General features: G+C 40.0%; 19 protein-coding genes. 11 read left to right on the forward strand and 8 right to left on the reverse strand.

The features are described from left to right. Positions 1–86 precede the first annotated feature (86 nt). The 9 genes from G3567_RS09145 (at position 87) to G3567_RS09180 (ending at position 9,200) form a co-directional block, all read left to right on the forward strand. Positions 87–1,547 (forward strand): RimK family protein, encoded by a 1,461-nt coding sequence (locus G3567_RS09145; RefSeq protein WP_164005022.1) that lies wholly within the window; start codon positions 87–89, stop codon positions 1,545–1,547. After that, positions 1,544–2,767, forward strand: a complete 1,224-nt coding sequence (locus G3567_RS09150; RefSeq protein ID WP_164005023.1) for a carboxylate-amine ligase — start codon at positions 1,544–1,546, stop codon at positions 2,765–2,767. The genes G3567_RS09145 and G3567_RS09150 overlap by 4 nt, the downstream gene beginning before the upstream one ends. Continuing rightward, positions 2,764–3,444: an N-formylglutamate amidohydrolase gene (locus G3567_RS09155; protein ID WP_164005024.1), complete on the forward strand. Its 681-nt coding sequence runs from the start codon at positions 2,764–2,766 to the stop codon at positions 3,442–3,444. The genes G3567_RS09150 and G3567_RS09155 overlap by 4 nt, the downstream gene beginning before the upstream one ends. 105 nt (positions 3,445–3,549) lie before the next feature. Further along, on the forward strand, positions 3,550–3,726 hold the full coding sequence (locus G3567_RS13355) for a CAL67264 family membrane protein (protein WP_093369135.1): 177 nt from the start codon (positions 3,550–3,552) through the stop codon (positions 3,724–3,726). Between the two features lie 12 nt (positions 3,727–3,738). Then, positions 3,739–4,212, forward strand: coding sequence for a DinB family protein (locus tag G3567_RS09160; protein ID WP_164005025.1), 474 nt, complete (start codon positions 3,739–3,741; stop codon positions 4,210–4,212). A 63-nt stretch (positions 4,213–4,275) separates the two neighbouring features. Next, the gene (gene ettA / locus G3567_RS09165) at positions 4,276–5,967 is read left to right on the forward strand and encodes an energy-dependent translational throttle protein EttA (protein WP_164005026.1); all 1,692 of its coding nucleotides are present in this window, start codon (positions 4,276–4,278) and stop codon (positions 5,965–5,967) included. Between the two features lie 83 nt (positions 5,968–6,050). After that, positions 6,051–7,091: an o-succinylbenzoate synthase gene (locus G3567_RS09170; RefSeq protein ID WP_164005027.1), complete on the forward strand. Its 1,041-nt coding sequence runs from the start codon at positions 6,051–6,053 to the stop codon at positions 7,089–7,091. Beyond that, positions 7,088–8,032: a CPBP family intramembrane glutamic endopeptidase gene (locus tag G3567_RS09175; protein ID WP_164005028.1), complete on the forward strand. Its 945-nt coding sequence runs from the start codon at positions 7,088–7,090 to the stop codon at positions 8,030–8,032. Before G3567_RS09170 ends, G3567_RS09175 begins: the two co-directional genes overlap by 4 nt. Positions 8,033–8,105: 73 nt before the next feature. Continuing rightward, positions 8,106–9,200 (forward strand): AMP-binding protein, encoded by a 1,095-nt coding sequence (locus G3567_RS09180; protein WP_164005029.1) that lies wholly within the window; start codon positions 8,106–8,108, stop codon positions 9,198–9,200. 2 nt (positions 9,201–9,202) lie between these two features. Here G3567_RS09180 and G3567_RS09185 read toward each other — a convergent pair whose 3' ends face one another. Beyond that, positions 9,203–10,855 (reverse strand): M1 family metallopeptidase, encoded by a 1,653-nt coding sequence (locus G3567_RS09185; protein ID WP_164005030.1) that lies wholly within the window; start codon positions 10,853–10,855, stop codon positions 9,203–9,205. A gap of 32 nt (positions 10,856–10,887) precedes the next feature. Between G3567_RS09185 and G3567_RS09190 the strand changes: the two genes are divergently transcribed. After that, entirely contained in the window at positions 10,888–11,196 is a 309-nt protein-coding gene (locus tag G3567_RS09190) for a carboxypeptidase-like regulatory domain-containing protein (RefSeq protein ID WP_164005031.1), read from the forward strand. Here the strand turns inward: G3567_RS09190 and G3567_RS09195 are convergent. From G3567_RS09195 to G3567_RS09215, 5 genes are all read right to left on the reverse strand, one after another. Then, positions 11,162–11,686 (reverse strand): porin family protein, encoded by a 525-nt coding sequence (locus tag G3567_RS09195; RefSeq protein WP_164005032.1) that lies wholly within the window; start codon positions 11,684–11,686, stop codon positions 11,162–11,164. The genes G3567_RS09190 and G3567_RS09195 overlap by 35 nt on opposite strands. Positions 11,687–11,713: 27 nt before the next feature. Further along, a complete protein-coding gene (locus G3567_RS09200; protein WP_164005033.1) occupies positions 11,714–12,715 on the reverse strand; it encodes a thioredoxin-like domain-containing protein in 1,002 nt (333 codons plus the stop codon). A gap of 120 nt (positions 12,716–12,835) precedes the next feature. Then, the gene (locus tag G3567_RS09205; protein ID WP_164005034.1) at positions 12,836–14,182 is read right to left on the reverse strand and encodes an MBL fold metallo-hydrolase; all 1,347 of its coding nucleotides are present in this window, start codon (positions 14,180–14,182) and stop codon (positions 12,836–12,838) included. Positions 14,183–14,198: 16 nt separating this feature from the next. Further along, the gene (locus tag G3567_RS09210; protein WP_164005035.1) at positions 14,199–14,468 is read right to left on the reverse strand and encodes a heavy-metal-associated domain-containing protein; all 270 of its coding nucleotides are present in this window, start codon (positions 14,466–14,468) and stop codon (positions 14,199–14,201) included. A gap of 129 nt (positions 14,469–14,597) precedes the next feature. Then, positions 14,598–15,233, reverse strand: a complete 636-nt coding sequence (locus G3567_RS09215) for a Crp/Fnr family transcriptional regulator (RefSeq protein WP_164005036.1) — start codon at positions 15,231–15,233, stop codon at positions 14,598–14,600. A 48-nt stretch (positions 15,234–15,281) separates the two neighbouring features. Between G3567_RS09215 and G3567_RS09220 the strand changes: the two genes are divergently transcribed. Then, complete coding sequence (locus G3567_RS09220; protein WP_164005037.1) at positions 15,282–15,842, forward strand: pseudouridine synthase; 561 nt, start codon at positions 15,282–15,284, stop codon at positions 15,840–15,842. Positions 15,843–15,846: 4 nt separating this feature from the next. Here G3567_RS09220 and G3567_RS09225 read toward each other — a convergent pair whose 3' ends face one another. Both G3567_RS09225 and deoD read right to left on the reverse strand, forming a co-directional pair. Further along, entirely contained in the window at positions 15,847–16,641 is a 795-nt protein-coding gene (locus tag G3567_RS09225; protein ID WP_235923537.1) for a DUF1853 family protein, read from the reverse strand. A 40-nt stretch (positions 16,642–16,681) separates the two neighbouring features. Further along, positions 16,682–17,383 (reverse strand): purine-nucleoside phosphorylase, encoded by a 702-nt coding sequence (deoD, locus tag G3567_RS09230; protein ID WP_164005039.1) that lies wholly within the window; start codon positions 17,381–17,383, stop codon positions 16,682–16,684. Positions 17,384–17,394 lie beyond the last annotated feature (11 nt).

The following is a 17,394-nucleotide window of genomic DNA, read 5'->3' on the forward strand; positions in this document are numbered from 1 at the left end:
AATAAAGCGCATGGTTATTTATTAATTCAAAAACTGAATTCGGAACTAATTTTAGACTACTTTTGATTGGTATTTTTAATACCCAAATGAACAAACTTATAGTGGTTAGTCAACCCGAAAAATGGCCAATTGTAATGGATCATACTTCCATTATAACTTCACAAGATTACCTCACAAAGCCTGAATACGCAGCCTTGAAAAATGCAAGGGTCTTCAATTTGAGTGACACCTACTCTTACCAATCCAAAGGCTATTATGTTTCCTTACTGGCAGAAGCCAGGGGACATACATCCATTCCTACGATCAGTAATTTGGTAGATCTCGGCGAAAAGAAGCTGGTGAAAATCGTTTCCGAAGATTTTGAAGAAGAAATTCAGCAAAGCCTAAAGACCATTAAGTCCCAGGAATTCACTTTGAGCATCTATTTCGGTCAAAATGTAGCTCAAAAGTATCGGGAATTAAGTGCTTTGATATTCAGGTATTTTCAAATTCCTTTCCTTAGAGTGGTTTTTAAACACACCACCAAGTGGAATATAAAGTCGATAAAGGGCATTTCCCTTTCTGAAATTCCGAAAGACCACTTGGAAAGCATGCATCATTTCGCTTCCCAGTATTTTTCCAAAAAGCGATACGACACCCCTAAAATTGATAAATCTGAATACGATTTAGCGATTTTAGTGCAAAAAAATGATCCTGCACCTCCGAGCAATCCAAAGGCCTTAAAAAAGTTTATGGATTTAGCAGAGAAAATGAACTTCTATGTAGAACTGATCTATCCGGAAGACTTATACAGGCTTTCTTCGTTCGACGCTTTGTTTATAAGACAGAGTACCGAAGTCAATAATGAGGCATATACCTTTGCCAGAAAGGCCCTGCAGGATGGTTTAGCGATTGTAGATTATCCGGATGCCATCTTGAAATGCTGCAATAAGGTATTTATGGCTGAAGCCTTGAATAAGAACGGAATTTCTACACCAAAAACCATGATTGTTCACAAAGACAACACGCATGAAGTTCTTAAATACACGGGCTTGCCATGTGTGTTGAAATCTCCGGATTCTACGTTTTCCTTTGGTGTAAAAAAAGCGAAAACAGAAGAAGACTATGCCGCCTTAATTGCAGAGATGTTTAAAACCTCCGACCTGATTATTGCTCAGGAATTCACCTTTTCTGAATACGACTGGAGAATTGGGATTATAGATTCCAAACCCTTTTATGCCTGCCGCTATTTTATGGCCAAAGGGCACTGGCAGATTTATAACTGGGCTGCAAACAAAAAAGGAGATCAGGATGGAAATGCAGATTGTTTTGCTGTTGAAGATGTTCCGGAGCCTGTGATGAAAGCAGCCTTAAAATCAGCTAAAATCATGGGAAAAGGGCTTTATGGCATAGATGTAAAAGAGGTTGATGGAAAAGCGCTCGTCATCGAAATCAATGACAACCCGAATATAGATTTTGGAGTGGAAGATGGGTTGTATGGAGATACCGTATACACCACAATACTTCAGGCTTTGAAAAACCGTCTTAATTCTAAACAGGACCTATGAAATATCACCTCTTTGACGTATTCGGTATAGAGTTGGAATACATGCTTGTAAATGCTCAAACCGGGAAAATCGAGGCTTCTGTCGATGAACTGATGAAGTTAAAAACGGGAAGCATTGTTTCTGATGTGGATAATGGTCCTATAGAATGGAGCAACGAATTAGCAGCCCATGTGGTAGAATTGAAAACCAATGGGCCAGCCGCAGATTTGAATATGCTGGATCAAAACTTTCATAAAAACATTCTCGAAATCAACCAACTGCTTGAGGCCCGAAATTGCCGTCTATGGCCTTCTGCGGCACATCCACTGATGAATCCGGAACTGGAAATGAAACTTTGGCAGCATTCTTACAGTGAAATCTATGCGCTTTACAACAGGATTTTTGATTGTCGAGGTCACGGTTGGTCCAATGTGCAGAGCATGCACATCAATTTACCCTTTTACGATGATTCAGAATTTGAAAAACTACATGCTGCGATACGTATTTTGCTACCTGTTTTACCAGCCTTAAGTGCGAGTTCACCGATTTTAGACGGCAAGTTTGGCGGATATATGGATGCCAGAATGAAATTGTATCTCACCAATCAGAAGCAAATACCAGAAATGACCGGGAAGGTGATTCCCGAACAGGTCTTTGGTTATGAAGCCTATAAGAGACAGATTTTTGATCCTATTAATGCAGCAATTGAAGCTTTCGATACAGATAAAATTTTAGAACATCATTTCCTGAATTCCAGAGGAGCTATTGCCAGATTTGACAGAAATGCCATCGAAATCCGGGTACTGGATTTACAGGAATGTCCCCTGGCTGATGTGGCCATAGCCAGTTTTAGTGTCGAAATTTTAAAGGAGTTAATCCGTGAAACCTATACTCCTTTGGGAGAACAAAAAGCCTGGCACGAAGATCCACTTTTTGAGATATTGAATGAAAGTATCGAGTATGCCGAAGAAGCGGTCATCTCTAATGAAACTTACCTGGGATTATTTGGAATAAAGGCAAAATCCATGCCTGCAAAAGAAGTTTTCAAACATCTATTTAATATAGTTTCTTCAAGAATGAGCAACAGACATGCTGAGGCTATCGGTTTGATTTTAAACCAGGGGAGTTTATCTACCCGAATTTTAAAAGCAATTGACGCGGACTTTTCCGAAGTAAATATTCTGAAAGTCTATCATAAACTCGGTGACAGCTTATCTAAAAACGAATTGTTTTTACCGTGAAATTAATCCTAACTTGTGAACATGCTTCTAATTTGCTGCCATCGCAATATCAAACTCATTTTGAAAGTGAACAGCATCGCCTAAATACTCATGAAGGCTTCGACCTCGGTGCTTTTGAAGTTTACAAATCCCTGCAGGATTTAGCGGATTATTCTTCGCATTACCCCTGGAGCAGACTTTTAATCGAAGTGAACCGATCACTGCATCATCCACGGTTATTTTCCAGCATCTCAAAACACCTGGATCCAGCAGAGAAAAATCGTCTCATAGCCGATTTTTATGAGTCCTATCGACATCAAATTCAGCAGAAAATAGAAGACAGCATCAAAGCAGGAGAACAGGTTTTACACGTATCGGTACATAGTTTCACCCCTGTGTTGAACGGCAGTGTTCGGGAAACAGAATTAGGAATTTTGTACGATCCCAGACGAAAAGCAGAGAAAGACTGGGCAGAAGGCTTTAAAAAAGAATTGAAGTCGGGCTTTGGTCAGTACAGAGTTAGGATGAATTACCCGTATTTAGGGAAAGCGGACGGATTTACAACAAGTTTAAGAAAAAAATTCCAGGAACATTATCTGGGCATTGAACTCGAGATCAATCAAAAGTTACTACAAAGTAAAGATGAGATACAGGCCTTGAAGTCAACATTAAACCTGTGTTTAAAAAACAGCATCTAAGCTGGCCTGAATGGATTCATGCTTGAGTTAAGTATAAAGAGTTCAGGAGATCAGCAACATTAAAAACGTTTTCGTAATTTAGCAAATCATAAAAAATGATAACTAATGAATAAGAATACAGTTTTAGCTTGGGCAACGTTTATCATGGTGATTGTTGGACTCGGACTTATAGCTCTTGGCGCTTTTAGATATAATGAGATTGCCGGCTGGGGCTTTGCTTCAGTGGGTGTTGGTTTTTTTGCGATTGCATGGGTATTTAATGCCCTGAAGGGAAGAGTTTAAAAAACGGCGAAGATGTCAGGTTCAGCTGAAAGGAAACAACTGGTAAACCATTTAAAAGGAGGTGAGGCCTTTATGCCTTTAGACGAGATTCTAGACAAAATCACCTTCGAGAAATTAGGCGTACGTCCTCAGGATTTACCATATTCATTTTATGAAGTCTTTTATCATATTATTTGTGCTCAAAAGGACATCCTGGAATATTCTACTTCAGGAGACTATAAGAGCGCTACCTGGCCTGAGGATTACTGGCCTGAAAAGTCCTCTCCAGAATCGGAAAAAGACTGGCTAAAGCTCAGAGAAGATTATTTCAGGGATCGGAAAACATTTGAGAATTTCATTTTAGATCCTAAAAACGATTTAAATCTTCCGGTCAAAAATTCGGATGAACATAGCTTGTTGCGTGAAATCCTTCTGGTTATGGAGCATACAGCCTACCATACAGGGCAGCTGTTGCTGATCCTGAGATTACTAGGGCTTCATAAATAATAAAAATCTATCTGACATTAATTTCAGATATTTGCAAACATTAAATAGCATAAAAATTACAAAATGGCAGACGATAAAAAAGTGATATTCTCCATGTCGGGAGTATCCAAGACCTATCCGGGCGAAGATAAGCCTGTACTGAAAAACATATACCTCAGTTTTTTCTACGGAGCAAAGATTGGTATTCTCGGCCTTAATGGTTCGGGTAAATCGACCTTGATGAAAATCATCGCCGGGAGAGAGAAAAATTATCAGGGTGATGTTGTGTTTTCTCAGGATTATTCTGTGGGTTATCTGGAACAGGAGCCCGAGTTAGACCCTGAAAAGACGGTGCTTGACATCGTGAAAGAAGGCGTTTCGGATGTTGTGGCAATCCTGGATGAATACAATAAAATCAACGATGATTTCGGATTGCCGGAGGTTTATGAAGATGCAGATAAAATGCAGAAACTCATGGACAGACAGGCGGTACTTCAGGATAAAATAGATGCCACCAATGCCTGGGAGCTGGATAATAAGCTTGACGTAGCCATGGATGCGCTTAGAACGCCACCTTCCGATCAAAAAATTGAAAACCTTTCAGGTGGTGAAAAGCGAAGAGTAGCGCTTTGCCGTCTATTACTGCAGGAGCCGGATGTATTGCTTCTGGATGAACCTACCAACCACTTGGATGCAGAATCTGTACACTGGCTGGAGCATCATTTACAGCAGTACAAAGGAACCGTCATTGCGGTAACTCACGACAGATATTTCCTGGACAATGTAGCCGGCTGGATTCTGGAACTGGACCGAGGAGAGGGTATTCCCTGGAAAGGCAATTATTCGTCCTGGCTGGATCAAAAGTCTAAGCGAATGGCTCAGGAGCAAAAACAGGCCAGCAAGCGTCAGAAGACTTTAGAACGCGAACTGGAATGGGTAAAAATGGCTCCAAAGGGACGTCAGTCCAAACAAAAGGCCAGGCTGAATAACTACGACAAATTAATGAGTCAGGATCAGGACAAACTTGATGAAAAACTTGAAATCTATATTCCAAACGGACCGCGATTAGGAACCAATGTGATTGATGCCAAAGGCGTAAGCAAAGCATTTGATGACAAGCTTTTATACGAAAACCTGGAATTCAATCTGCCACAGGCTGGAATTGTTGGGGTTATTGGCCCTAACGGAGCAGGTAAAACCACCATCTTCAAAATGATCATGGGTGAAATCGAACCGGACAAAGGTGAATTTATCGTAGGAGAAACCGCTAAAATCGCTTATGTAGATCAGGCGCACTCCAATATTGATCCGGATAAATCCATCTGGGAAAACTTCAGCGATGGTCAGGACTTGGTGATGATGGGAGGTAAGAAAGTGAATTCTCGGGCCTATTTGAGCCGATTCAATTTTAATGGCAGCGAGCAAAACAAAAAAGTCGATAAACTCTCTGGTGGAGAACGCAACAGGCTTCATCTGGCTATGACTTTAAAAGAAGAAGGAAATGTGCTTTTACTCGATGAGCCTACCAACGATTTGGATGTTAACACGCTTCGAGCCTTGGAAGAAGGACTGGAGAATTTTGCAGGCTGTGCGGTAGTGATTTCTCACGACAGATGGTTCCTAGATAGAATATGTACGCACATTCTGGCTTTTGAAGGAAATTCTGAAGTGTATTTCTTCGAAGGAAGCTTTAGTGATTATGAAGAGAATAAAAAGAAACGACTTGGCGGAGATTCGATGCCAAAACGACTTAAGTATAAAAAGCTGGTTAGATAAATCAGCGATTAGTTTATCTAAACAGACAATTCAAAAAGCCATTCACATGAGATTGGCTTTTTGATTTTAACTTAACTTTTAAGATGAAAGCATCTTTTTTTAAACATAACCTAGAATTTAAACGTCCAAGCGGAACGTCCCGTGGCGTTTTAAAGACCAAGCCCTCCTGGTTCATCAAGCTGGAAACCAAGGAAAGCTTTGGAATAGGAGAGTGTGGTTTGCTTCCTGGCTTAAGTATAGATGACAGGGAAGACTATAAGGAAACTCTGGAATGGACCTGTCAAAACATGCATTTAGGACTTGAAACGCTCTACTCAAAATTAAAAGAATTTCCTTCCATTCAATTTGGTCTGGAGATGGCTTTTCAATCTTTGTCTTCAGCGAATCCCTACCTTTTATTTCCTTCCAAATTTACAGAGGGAAAGCAGGGAATGGTCATCAATGGACTGATCTGGATGGGGGAGAAGTCCTTTATGAAAAGTCAGATCCAGGATAAAATTCAGCAGGGCTTTAGTTGCATAAAGCTCAAAATAGGGGCTATCGATTTTGAATCGGAATTGGACTTACTAAGCTATATCCGCAGCGAATTTTCGGCTTCTGATATTGAATTACGCGTAGATGCCAATGGTGCTTTTTCTCCTGATGATGCCTTAGATAAGCTGGAACGCCTGAGCAAATTTGATCTGCACAGTATTGAGCAGCCTATCGCTAAGGGGCATTGGCAGGACATGGCAAGGCTTTGCAAACAAACCCCTTTACCCATAGCGCTGGATGAAGAATTAATCGGGCTTAAAGATGTAACAAATAAGGAAGAAGCTTTACTAACTATACAGCCGCAGTATATTATTTTAAAACCCAGTTTAATAGGTGGTTTTCGTGGTGCTGAAGAATGGATTGAGCTGGCAGATCAGCATAACATCGGGTGGTGGATCACAAGTGCTTTAGAAAGCAATATAGGCCTTAATGCCATAGCGCAGTTTACATTTCTAAAAAACAGCAACATGCCACAGGGGCTGGGAACAGGAGGACTTTATACCAATAATATTGAAAGTCCTTTATACATCAAAGGCGAAAGAATAATGTATAACCCTACTCTTGCATGGGAAAATAAATTTGATTTATGAGAGATTTCATAGCACTGGCTTCAAAAGGATATCATGAATGGTGGAGGTATCTTGTAGGAACATTTTTGATATTTATCATTTGGCAGGTGGGGACTCTCCCATTTATAGGCGCTGTCAGTTACAAATTGGCCATAGATGGCGGAGATTTATCGAGCCTGGGGAATTACGAGACCCTGATGGGTACCTTAGATTCCAATCTTACGTTCTTTCTCATGCTGTTGTCATTTGCCGTTGGTTTTTTTGGAGTCTGGCTCATTGTAAGATTTTTTCATAATCAAAAGTTCAAAGATGTACTGACTACGCGTCAATACTTTGACTGGAACCGCGTCTTTATAGGCTTTAGCATCGTTGGTTTTTTTATTGCGGCGATGACAATCCTGGATTTCACATTAAACCCGGACAGTTTTCTTTGGAATCTGAAATGGGATCAATTCCTGATTTTAGCTGGCATTGGTATCATCATGGTACCTATTCAAACCACTTTTGAGGAAATTTATTTCAGAGGTTATCTCATGCAGGGAATTGGTGTAATTTTTAAAAACAGATGGCTGCCTTTAATTCTTACGTCGGTTGGTTTTGGACTTTTGCATCTCGGTAATCCAGAAGTGGGTAAGCTAGGTTACGTCATCATGATCAGTTACATAGGAACAGGATTTCTGCTAGCCATAATGGCACTTATGGACGAAGGGCTGGAACTTTCTATAGGGTTTCACGCAGGCAACAACCTGATTACCGCTTTGCTGGTCACAGCCGACTGGACCGCTTTCCAGACCGAGTCTATTTTAATCTATACAACAGAACCCTCTGTGGGCTTTGACGTGTTAATCCCTGTTCTGGTAATTTACCCCGTTTATTTGTTTATCATGGCAAAAATTTATAACTGGAAAAACTGGAAATCCAAATTATTTGGTAGAGTGGAAGTACCAAAAACCAGCTCATAGTGATAATTTAACATATTAAAATAGCTTTTTATTTTAATAATATTTAAAATTGATGATGTCTAAACATTGACTCATGATAGATCATCCCCTTGAAGTTCATCCCTTGTTTAAAATCAATGGGCAACATTTCAACAGAACTGAATTGTATTCTATAGCCTATAGCTACGTAAAAGAGGGGGAGCCTTTTGAAGAACCCATAGGGAACTTTCTTTTAGACTGGCTGAATGATGACTACGACAGCATAAAAGTCCGAACCTCGGGCTCTACCGGAGATCCTAAGACTTACTTTATCGATAAGCAAAAAATGGTGAACAGCGCCCTGGCTACGGGTAAGTTTTTCAAAGCTAATGAAAATACGACTGCACTGCTTTGTTTACCCGCCGATTATATAGGTGGACGTATGATGCTGGTAAGAGCCATAACCCTGGGCTGGGATTTGGATATCGTAGAACCAAAATCGAATCCATTGGATGCACTTTTTAAAACCTATGATTTTTGTGCAATGACCCCTTTTCAGGTCGACAATTCCTTAGGAAGGCTGCATTTGATAAAAAAATTAATCATTGGCGGTGGTGCCGTTTCCGAAAATCTTATCGGCTTGATTCAGGGCATTCCTACAAAAGTCTTTGAAGTTTATGGGATGACGGAAACCATTTCGCACATCGCAGCCCGAAAGTTAAACCCTAAGACGGATAACACCGAGAAAAGGCCTTTTAAAGCTCTACCCGGTATAAGTGTATCACAAAATGAGAACAATTGCCTGGTAATTAAGGCTCCAAAAATATTGGATCACGAATTAGTGACCAATGACATCGTAGACGTCCTGACCTACAAAAAGTTTTTCTGGAAGGGCAGATTGGATAATGTCATAAATTCCGGGGGAATAAAAATATTTCCGGAAACGCTTGAGAAAAAATTACAGAAGCTTATCACACACCGGTTCTTTATTGCCGGACTGCCGCACGATTCCTTGGGAGAACAGGTGGTTTTGTTCATCGAAGCCCCTCAAAGCGATAAGTTTCTGAGCGATATCAGAGAGGCCGTAGATAAGTTAGGAAGCCTTGATAAGTACGAAAAACCAAAACACATTTATCTGATAGATAAGTTTGAAGAAACCGGTTCAGGAAAGATCAACAGAAAGAAAACCTTGGCCAAATTGATGAGCTGAATTTAATCGTCAACTTGCTTAATTTTGATATAATACCCAAATCTATTGATAGCCAGATCCTGAATATCCTCCAGTTGCATATCTAAAGATTTCCATTCATTACCGATAACTTCCCTTTTTATAGATCTTTCCTGGGAATTTTGAAACTCTACGGGCATTTCAAAATGGTCTACATCCGTTTCCCAGCGCATAGACAGCGCTTTGTTCTCCTCAAATTTCAGCTGTAATTCCGGTATATCCGTATAGTTAAGGTACTGATCAAAAATAGGCGAGAGGTTCATCTCCGTATTTTCATCGTAAAACGCAATCACATCCCTGGTATGAATGGTTTGGTACTTAAAGGTCTCATGGAACTGTTTCAAAAGCTTCCACCATTTTTCATCATCATCGATGACACTTCTCAGTGTATTAAGCAGGTTTGCACCTTTATAATACATATCTCCGGAACCTTCGTGGTTCAGGCCATATTTGCCGATAATCGGTCTGTCGTTGGCAATGATATTTCTTAAGCCATAGAGGTAAGTAATGGCCTCTTTTTTACCAAACTGACATTCTACATACACAGATTCTGCATAGGCCGTAAAGCTCTCGTGTATCCACATGTCTGCGATATCGGCAGCGGAAATAGAATTGCCAAACCATTCATGTGCCGATTCGTGGATGATGATAAAGTCCCATTTAAGACCTATCCCTGTATTCGACATATCGTTCCCAAAATATCCATTTTGATATTTATTTCCATAAGCAACCGCACTTTGGTGTTCCATACCCAGATATGGCGTTTCCACAAGCTTGAAACCATCTTTCTGAAAAGGGTATTCTCCGAATTTTGTATAGAAACAACTCATCATAGGCTTGACCTGTTGAAATTGCTGCTTGGCTTTTTCTAAATTTTCTTTCAAGACATAATAGTCTAACGAAAGATCTTGATACGCATCCTCAAAATGAGCGTAATCAGCTACATTCAACGTAATATTGTAATTATTGATGGGATGTTCCACCCTCCAGTGCCATTTGGTATAGCCGTTATCCATAGGAATTTCTTCAATCAATCTTCCATTGGAAACATTCATAAGACCATTGGGTACACTCACTTTTATATCTGCCGAATTGGGTTCATCACTTTGATGATCCTTATTGGGATACCAGAGACTGGCTCCAGTTCCCTGAACAGCGACTGCTATAAAAGGTTTACCTTGCTGGTCTTCAGAAAATACAAATCCACCATCCCAGGGAGCATTTTTAGCAACCACTGGATAGCCTGAATAATAAAACCAAAGACGTTCTGCAGTACCTGCTTTTAAAGGGGTTTCAAAATTGATAAAAACGGCATTCTCATCCCTTTGGTACGTCAGGTTTGTTTTATTGAATACGATGGAGTCTATTTCCATATTCTGAAATAAATCCAGCTGTATTTTTGAGGTTTCCTCCAAAACCCGAAACTCGATCTTATTAAAACCGCTTAAAAAACGTTGCTTGGGATCGAGCTGAATATCTAAAGTGTAGGACAAGACGTCAAAACTGGTTCGTTCTGGCCTGAGGCTTCCCCGTAAGGTATCTGCTCTGCTAAACTGTTTGTTCTCTCCGGTCAATAATTGTGACTGCATGCTGAAAGAAATGCAGAAGATAAAAAGTAAACTGTATATTCGTGTCATATGACTCAATAACTATTTATTACAATGATACTATGAAAAAACTTGCTTTTATCTTGCTTTCCCTGGCTTTTATTTCCTGCGGAAATGATAGTAACCTCCTGGATGGTAAAGTTACAAACGCTAGTGGAGCCCCTGTAGAAAATGTTCTCGTACAAGTGATGGGTACCGACTTGAATTCAACGACAGATGCTAAAGGTGAATTCAGAATTAACACCAAAAACAGAGGTGATGAACTCATTCTGACGCATCCCGATTATCAGATGTCCAGAATTGACATTGGCGACAACTCCGAGATTTCAATTGAACTTAAAGAAAAGAAAAGCCAAGAGCAACAGAAATAAACGTGTTATTTCCCTCAGCGCCCTCAAAGACAACATCGTTGAAACCATAATTATATCGGGCATCAATGCTCAGCGAGGAGCCTAAGCTCAGGCCAATTCCGGCAGCACCGGAAATACTGAGTTTTTCTGAGTCCAAGACATCGGATTCATTCACCAGAAAATTGAATTGCGGACCAGCCTGCAGGTTGAAGATTTTCAGAAAATGAACCTTTAAAATAACAGGAACCAGAGCATAATCGGTTTCTATGGACTCCTGATTGAATTCACCGCCTTGTTGAGAAAATAAAACTTCCGCCTGAAGTGTAAAACTGCTAAACCGTGCTCCGATAAACGCGCCTCCAGTCAGTCCTAATCGACTGTCCTCCTGTAAACCTGAAAGGGAAGCGTAGTTTATTCCCGCTTTAATTCCAAGATCCAGACTTTGGGAATTGGAAGGTGTAAGTGTCAGAAAAAAGAAACCAAGTGCTAAAAATTTGATTAGATGTTTCATGATATTTTTTTACTAATTTAAAATAAGTTAATCTAATAACGCAGATAATATAGTTTTAAGTTCGTCAAGGCTTAAATTAATTTCAATAATCCTTCCTTTTTTATCTACAAGATAATTCTGAGGAAGGTCAAGAATTCCCATTTCTGAAGCCATTTCTCCTGTAAATCCTTTTTTCACCCGTAAGGACTTCCAGGGAAAAGACTCCTGCGATTCAGCTTTGATCCAGTCCTGCTGATTGGTATCTACAGAAACACCAATGATTTCAAAGCCTTCCGCTTTATAAGTGCGATAGGCTTCCAGTAACTGCTCTTGTTTAGATATACAGTCTTCACACCAGCTGTTCCAAAATACAATGAGATTGAGTTTTGAAAATTCTGATTTTAAGAGAACAGGATCTGAAGTCAACGAAATCAGTTCAAAAGAAGGAATCTCACTTCCTATTTGATAATTTCTGCGTTTCTGCTGATACTGCTCCAGTACTGCCACATCCTCAGGGTTTAATTCATCGACGTTCATTTTAGAGACCAGACTTCTTACATCGGTGTATAACAAGTCTTGATTCATACTCAAATCTGAAAGCAATTTACCCAGGTAATCGTGATTCGGGTGAATTTTGATCAGGCTATCCATCGTATTCAATAGCATGGTCCTGTTTTTCTTTGATTTTGGAGTTGATTTCAAAAGTGAATTCACGTAAGATTGGAGCTCCTGTGTTTTTCCGCCGTTTAACTGTCTGACTCCGTAATCTTTAAACACCTCCTTATCAAGCTCCACTTTATCTGAAATGATATCGAAAACCAAGGTGTCATTTTCAAGATAAAATACCTCTGAAGACGTTATCGAGTCAAATATAAACTGAAAAGCCTTAGGAGAAGATACTTTTCCTTCAAATTGAAAACTATTATTGATTACATCGACGCTATCAATTTGATCTTCATATCTGATTTTGATGAAGTCATCAAAATCTCCGTTGATGCTCCCTTTTAGAACATAAGTTTGAGTGGTCGATTTTTTTTCAAGAGGCTGCATGCATGATAACGTTAGCAATCCGAGAAAAATTAAAACTGTCTTTTTCATATTTACAAAATTACATCAAAATAAAAGGGCGATGAATTTTCATCGCCCTTTTAAATATAATCATACCTGAAACTAGGGATTAAAGTCTTTAATACGTTCGCTTAAATCATAAACCTTAGCCTCTGGTAAAATTCGTTCGATAATACTGCTTCCTGCTGCACTTCGGTAACCACCGGCACAATGCACTACAATAGGCTTATCTGTCGGAATCTCTTTTGCGGTTTCCCTCAATTCGTTCAAAGGATGGTTTTTGGCCGAATCGAAGGGCTGAGACTCTTCAAACTCACTGACATTTCTGATGTCTATAATGGTATACCGATCCGGGTTTTGCTTAAAGTCAGTATAATCCAAATCGTCTGAGGATTCAAATTGAGACTGCCCCAGGGTTAAAATCGCTTTAATTTGGGATTCATAGCCTATTTTGGCTATTCTGGAGACAATTTCATCATAAGCTGATATAGATTCCAGCACCAGATAAAAGGCTTCCTTTGGCTTAATGATGGCACCAACCCAGGTTTCAAGCTTGTCATTTTCGGTTCTTGCCATAATATTAATACTACCGGAAATGTGATTGGCTTTGTAAGCCGCCTGAGGTCGAGTGTCTATAATAGGAGCATCTACATCAAAAGATTCCACATTCAAATGAACAGGAATATCAGAAACGGAAGCTCTAAAACTGGTCGCTCCGGTTTTATTGATATCGACATCATGCCCAAAATAAGAGGGTATGAACGGTTGTCCTTCAAGAATTTCCTTTACAAATTCCTCTTCTGTCTGCTCCTGAAACGCCCAGTTTCCAAGACGCTCATTACCCAAGGTACTGGTGGTGTCATCACTCATGTTTTTACCACATAAGCTGCCGGCACCATGAGCAGGATACACCCACACATTGTCGGATAAATGATTGAATTTCGTGGTCATTGTTTTGTACATCGCCTGAGCAAGTTCTCTGCGTTTAGCGGTCATATTACCGGCCTTCTCTCTTAAATCGGGTCTTCCCACGTCACCTATAAAGAGAGTGTCTCCAGTAAAAATGGCTTCTTTGCTGGTTTCATCATCTACCGCATGAATGGTTATACCGTCTGGCGAGTGTCCGGGTGTATGGATACATTTGAAAGTAATGTCCCCCATTTTGAAAGCATCGCCTTCATCGAACGCCTGGTGTGGATAATCTGCACCTACGAGTTTGCTTACATAAATGCTGGCGCCGGTTTCCCTATGGATTTGTAAATGGCTGCTTACAAAATCAGCATGAGGATGAGTTTCAAACACCGCAACGATTTTTGCATCGTTTTCTTCAGCAAATTCATAATAAGGCTGTGGATCTCTTGCAGGATCGACAACGGCCATCTTACCATTGCTCACAATGGCGTAAGAAAGGTGAGATAGAGGCTTATCGTTATATTGTTTAATATTCATAGTCAATTTTTTTAATTTAGTGATTCATTTTACCGGTTGCACAGCTTACAAATGATTTTGCTTTATTCATATAGGAATTTGTATCCCCGGCAACGGGATACCCTAACTGTTTTAATTTAAGTTCAACTTTCGGAAGCGTTGAGTCCTTTTCGTAAGCAAAAGAAACCGATGCGTTTTCGGCCTCTACGTTGACCTGGCTCACATCTTCAAAAGCATTGAGATGTTTAGAAATGGTATTGGCGCAGCCTCCGCATTTCAAATTTTGTACTGTTATTTTTGTTTGCATAAAGTTAGATTTGGACTTCAAAATACGTATCTATTGAATTAAATTCAGAACAGATCAACATATTAAAGCATTAAATTTAATGCAAATTTAAAGAATTTGGACAGCTTCCACAGTAACAAAAGTTACGCATCACCCGATATCGATTAATTTCACTGAATTTCTGTTCAGTTTTATCCGATTGGTTTTTTCAAGTTGTTTTAAAAGCCTGGAAATGACTACACGGCTGGTATGAAGGTCGAAGGCAATATCCTGATGGGTGACTTTAATTTCAGAATCGTTGTAGTATTTTGATTTGTTCCTTAAATATTCCAGTAAACGCTCATCCATTTTTTTGAAAGCAATACTGTCAATGGTTTCTAAAACCTCCATAAGACGCTGGTGGTAGCTATCGAAGATGAAATTTCTCCAGGATTTGTATTTTCCCAGCCATTCTTCCATTTTTTCTACAGGAATCATCACTAAGGTAGAATCGGTTTCTGCCACAGCACGTATTTCGCTGACTGCAGACCCTGTACAACAGGATAAGGTCATAGCGCAGGTTTCTCCTTTTTCTAAAAAGTAAAGCATGAGTTCAAAACCATCTTCATCTTCCCGCATGATTTTTATAACTCCATCCACAAGTAAGGGCATAGCCGATAAATACTGACCCGTTCTAATCAGTTCATCCCCGGCACTTACCGTTTTTAAAATTCCTATCGCATCTATTTCCTGAAGCAGTTCGTCTTCAAACAGATGACTGTAGTTATTTTTAATTTCCTCAAGCATATCCTTAATTGTATTTTTGCATAAATATAAAACCTAAGTCCTATTTAGATGGCCAATTTCAAAATTTTTAAACCTTACGGTATGTTAAGTCAGTTTGTAAATAATCAAAGCAGGCGACGAAACAAACGACTTCTTGGTGAACTCGGGGATTTTCCCGAAGGAATCATGGCTGTTGGTCGTCTGGATCAGGATTCTGAAGGGTTATTATTTCTAACTACGGATGGTAAATTCAGTTATGAAATCACGTCTACCGGAATAGAAAAAGAATACTGGGCTCAGGTTGACGGAATCGCCACAGACGCGCAGGTGAAACAGCTTTCTGAGGGACTGGAAATCAGTATTCACGGAAAAGCCTATCAAACCAAAGCCTGCAAAGTCAGTCTTATGACACCTCCAGCAGGATTACCTAAACGTGCCAAAGACATCAGAAATGAAAACGAACACGGTGATACGTCCTGGCTTTCAATAAAACTTACCGAAGGGAAATACAGACAGGTGCGTAAAATGACAGCAAAGGTGGGATTGCCTACCTTGAGGCTTATTCGTTATAGAATAGGTGAGGAGACCATTGAAGATATGCAGGCTGAGGAAGTAAGAAAACTGTCTTAGAACATCACCACCATACCACAAAGAATTTATAAGTCTCTCCTTTCTTATTTCTTCTGAAAAGCATTACCGATTGCTTATTTTCCATAAATTCCTGAAGCTTAACCAGGACTTTGGCATAGGAATACCAGTTGGTATGTTGGGTTTCATCGGTAAACCAGTTTATTTTCCTGGGAATGAAAAAAGACTGGTGTTTCCAGTTCTTATTCAAAAACTGATTGAGCGTATAGAAATAGCCTGCAATAGCTTCTAAATTGGTGGTGAAAAACCTGGTGTGACAGTGTTCCGGGATAAACAAAATCGACTTAAAACAAATTCGCTGCTTGACTTTCCAGGGATCGATTTCCAGGTTTCGGAAGGTGCTTTCTGCTTTTGGGTGATAGAGGAGTGGAAACTGCTGAGATTTTAATTTTTCGATTTTATCCAAAAACCTGTCCAGCCTGTTGGGTCCAATCCAGCAATAATCCGGATTTTCATGCAGGTTATCGTCGTATAAATAGATTTTATTGACCAGCTCTACCTGTAGTATTTCATTCTGAATAAGATCTCGGCATAGAAAATCAAATTCACCGATGGTAATTTTATCATCCATGATTTGCAGGCTGTAAGCGATTTCATCATAGCGATTGGATAAGGACAGGTAATACTTAAAGAATATTTCAGCCCGTTTCCCTAAGAACCTGAACAGTCTGGCCTCATCATAAGGAAAACTGGCGACTTGCCTGAGTTCTTCCGGAAGTTCAAATTCAAAGGTCGGGATGCTGGAACCCGGAAGCTGATTTATCATCAGCTTCGTCTTCATAAATCCCTGATACTGGCTTAATACCTGAAGATCAGAATCCTTAGTCTCCAAGTTCCAGGGCGATTTGAATCATTTGATTGAAGGTGGTTTCACGTTCTTCAGCAGAAGTCTCTTCTCCTGTGATTAACGAGTCTGAGATGGTTAAGATGGCAAGGGCATTGACCTGGTGTTTAGCAGCTATAGAGTAGAGGCCTGCAGCTTCCATTTCTACACATAACACATTGAAAGCCGCCCACATTTCATGCTCTTTTGGGTCGTCGGTATAAAACAAATCTGATGACACCACGTTTCCGGCTTTAAACGAAATATCAAGCTTCCTGGCCGCCTGAATGGCTTTGTCGAAGAGACTGAAACTAGCCGTAGGGGCGAAATCGCCACCTTTGAACCTGTTCCTGTTTAAAGAAGAACTTGAAGATGCCGACATGGCGATAATAACGTCGCGCATTTCTACTTCTTTTTGGATAGCACCGGCACTTCCCACGCGAATAAGATTTTTCACGCCAAATTCGGTAATCAGTTCATGTGCATAAATACTTATGGAAGGAATTCCCATTCCCGTCCCCTGTACAGATACTTTTCGGCCTTTATACGTACCCGTATAGCCCAGCATTCCGCGTACTTCATTATAACAGGTTGGGTTTTCAAGAAAGGTTTCGGCAATCCATTTGGCTCTCAGCGGATCACCGGGCAAAAGTATAGTTTCAGCGATGTCGCCTTTTTTTGCGTCAATGTGTACACTCATCGTTGTTAAGT

The organism is Psychroflexus aurantiacus (genome assembly GCF_010820555.1).
Lineage (GTDB): Bacteria > Bacteroidota > Bacteroidia > Flavobacteriales > Flavobacteriaceae > Psychroflexus > Psychroflexus aurantiacus.

Coding starts and splice junctions, on each gene's coding strand:
- G3567_RS09145 (WP_164005022.1), top strand. CDS start 87: ATGAACAAACTTATAGTGGTTAGTCAACCCGAAAAATGGCCAATTGTA.
- G3567_RS09150 (WP_164005023.1), top strand. CDS start 1,544: ATGAAATATCACCTCTTTGACGTATTCGGTATAGAGTTGGAATACATG.
- G3567_RS13355 (WP_093369135.1), top strand. CDS start 3,550: ATGAATAAGAATACAGTTTTAGCTTGGGCAACGTTTATCATGGTGATT.
- G3567_RS09160 (WP_164005025.1), top strand. CDS start 3,739: ATGTCAGGTTCAGCTGAAAGGAAACAACTGGTAAACCATTTAAAAGGA.
- ettA (WP_164005026.1), top strand. CDS start 4,276: ATGGCAGACGATAAAAAAGTGATATTCTCCATGTCGGGAGTATCCAAG.
- G3567_RS09170 (WP_164005027.1), top strand. CDS start 6,051: ATGAAAGCATCTTTTTTTAAACATAACCTAGAATTTAAACGTCCAAGC.
- G3567_RS09175 (WP_164005028.1), top strand. CDS start 7,088: ATGAGAGATTTCATAGCACTGGCTTCAAAAGGATATCATGAATGGTGG.
- G3567_RS09180 (WP_164005029.1), top strand. CDS start 8,106: ATGATAGATCATCCCCTTGAAGTTCATCCCTTGTTTAAAATCAATGGG.
- G3567_RS09185 (WP_164005030.1), bottom strand. CDS start 10,855: ATGACACGAATATACAGTTTACTTTTTATCTTCTGCATTTCTTTCAGC.
- G3567_RS09190 (WP_164005031.1), top strand. CDS start 10,888: ATGAAAAAACTTGCTTTTATCTTGCTTTCCCTGGCTTTTATTTCCTGC.
- G3567_RS09195 (WP_164005032.1), bottom strand. CDS start 11,686: ATGAAACATCTAATCAAATTTTTAGCACTTGGTTTCTTTTTTCTGACA.
- G3567_RS09200 (WP_164005033.1), bottom strand. CDS start 12,715: ATGCAGCCTCTTGAAAAAAAATCGACCACTCAAACTTATGTTCTAAAA.
- G3567_RS09205 (WP_164005034.1), bottom strand. CDS start 14,182: ATGAATATTAAACAATATAACGATAAGCCTCTATCTCACCTTTCTTAC.
- G3567_RS09210 (WP_164005035.1), bottom strand. CDS start 14,468: ATGCAAACAAAAATAACAGTACAAAATTTGAAATGCGGAGGCTGCGCC.
- G3567_RS09215 (WP_164005036.1), bottom strand. CDS start 15,233: ATGCTTGAGGAAATTAAAAATAACTACAGTCATCTGTTTGAAGACGAA.
- G3567_RS09220 (WP_164005037.1), top strand. CDS start 15,282: ATGGCCAATTTCAAAATTTTTAAACCTTACGGTATGTTAAGTCAGTTT.
- G3567_RS09225 (WP_235923537.1), bottom strand. CDS start 16,641: ATGAAGACGAAGCTGATGATAAATCAGCTTCCGGGTTCCAGCATCCCG.
- deoD (WP_164005039.1), bottom strand. CDS start 17,383: ATGAGTGTACACATTGACGCAAAAAAAGGCGACATCGCTGAAACTATA.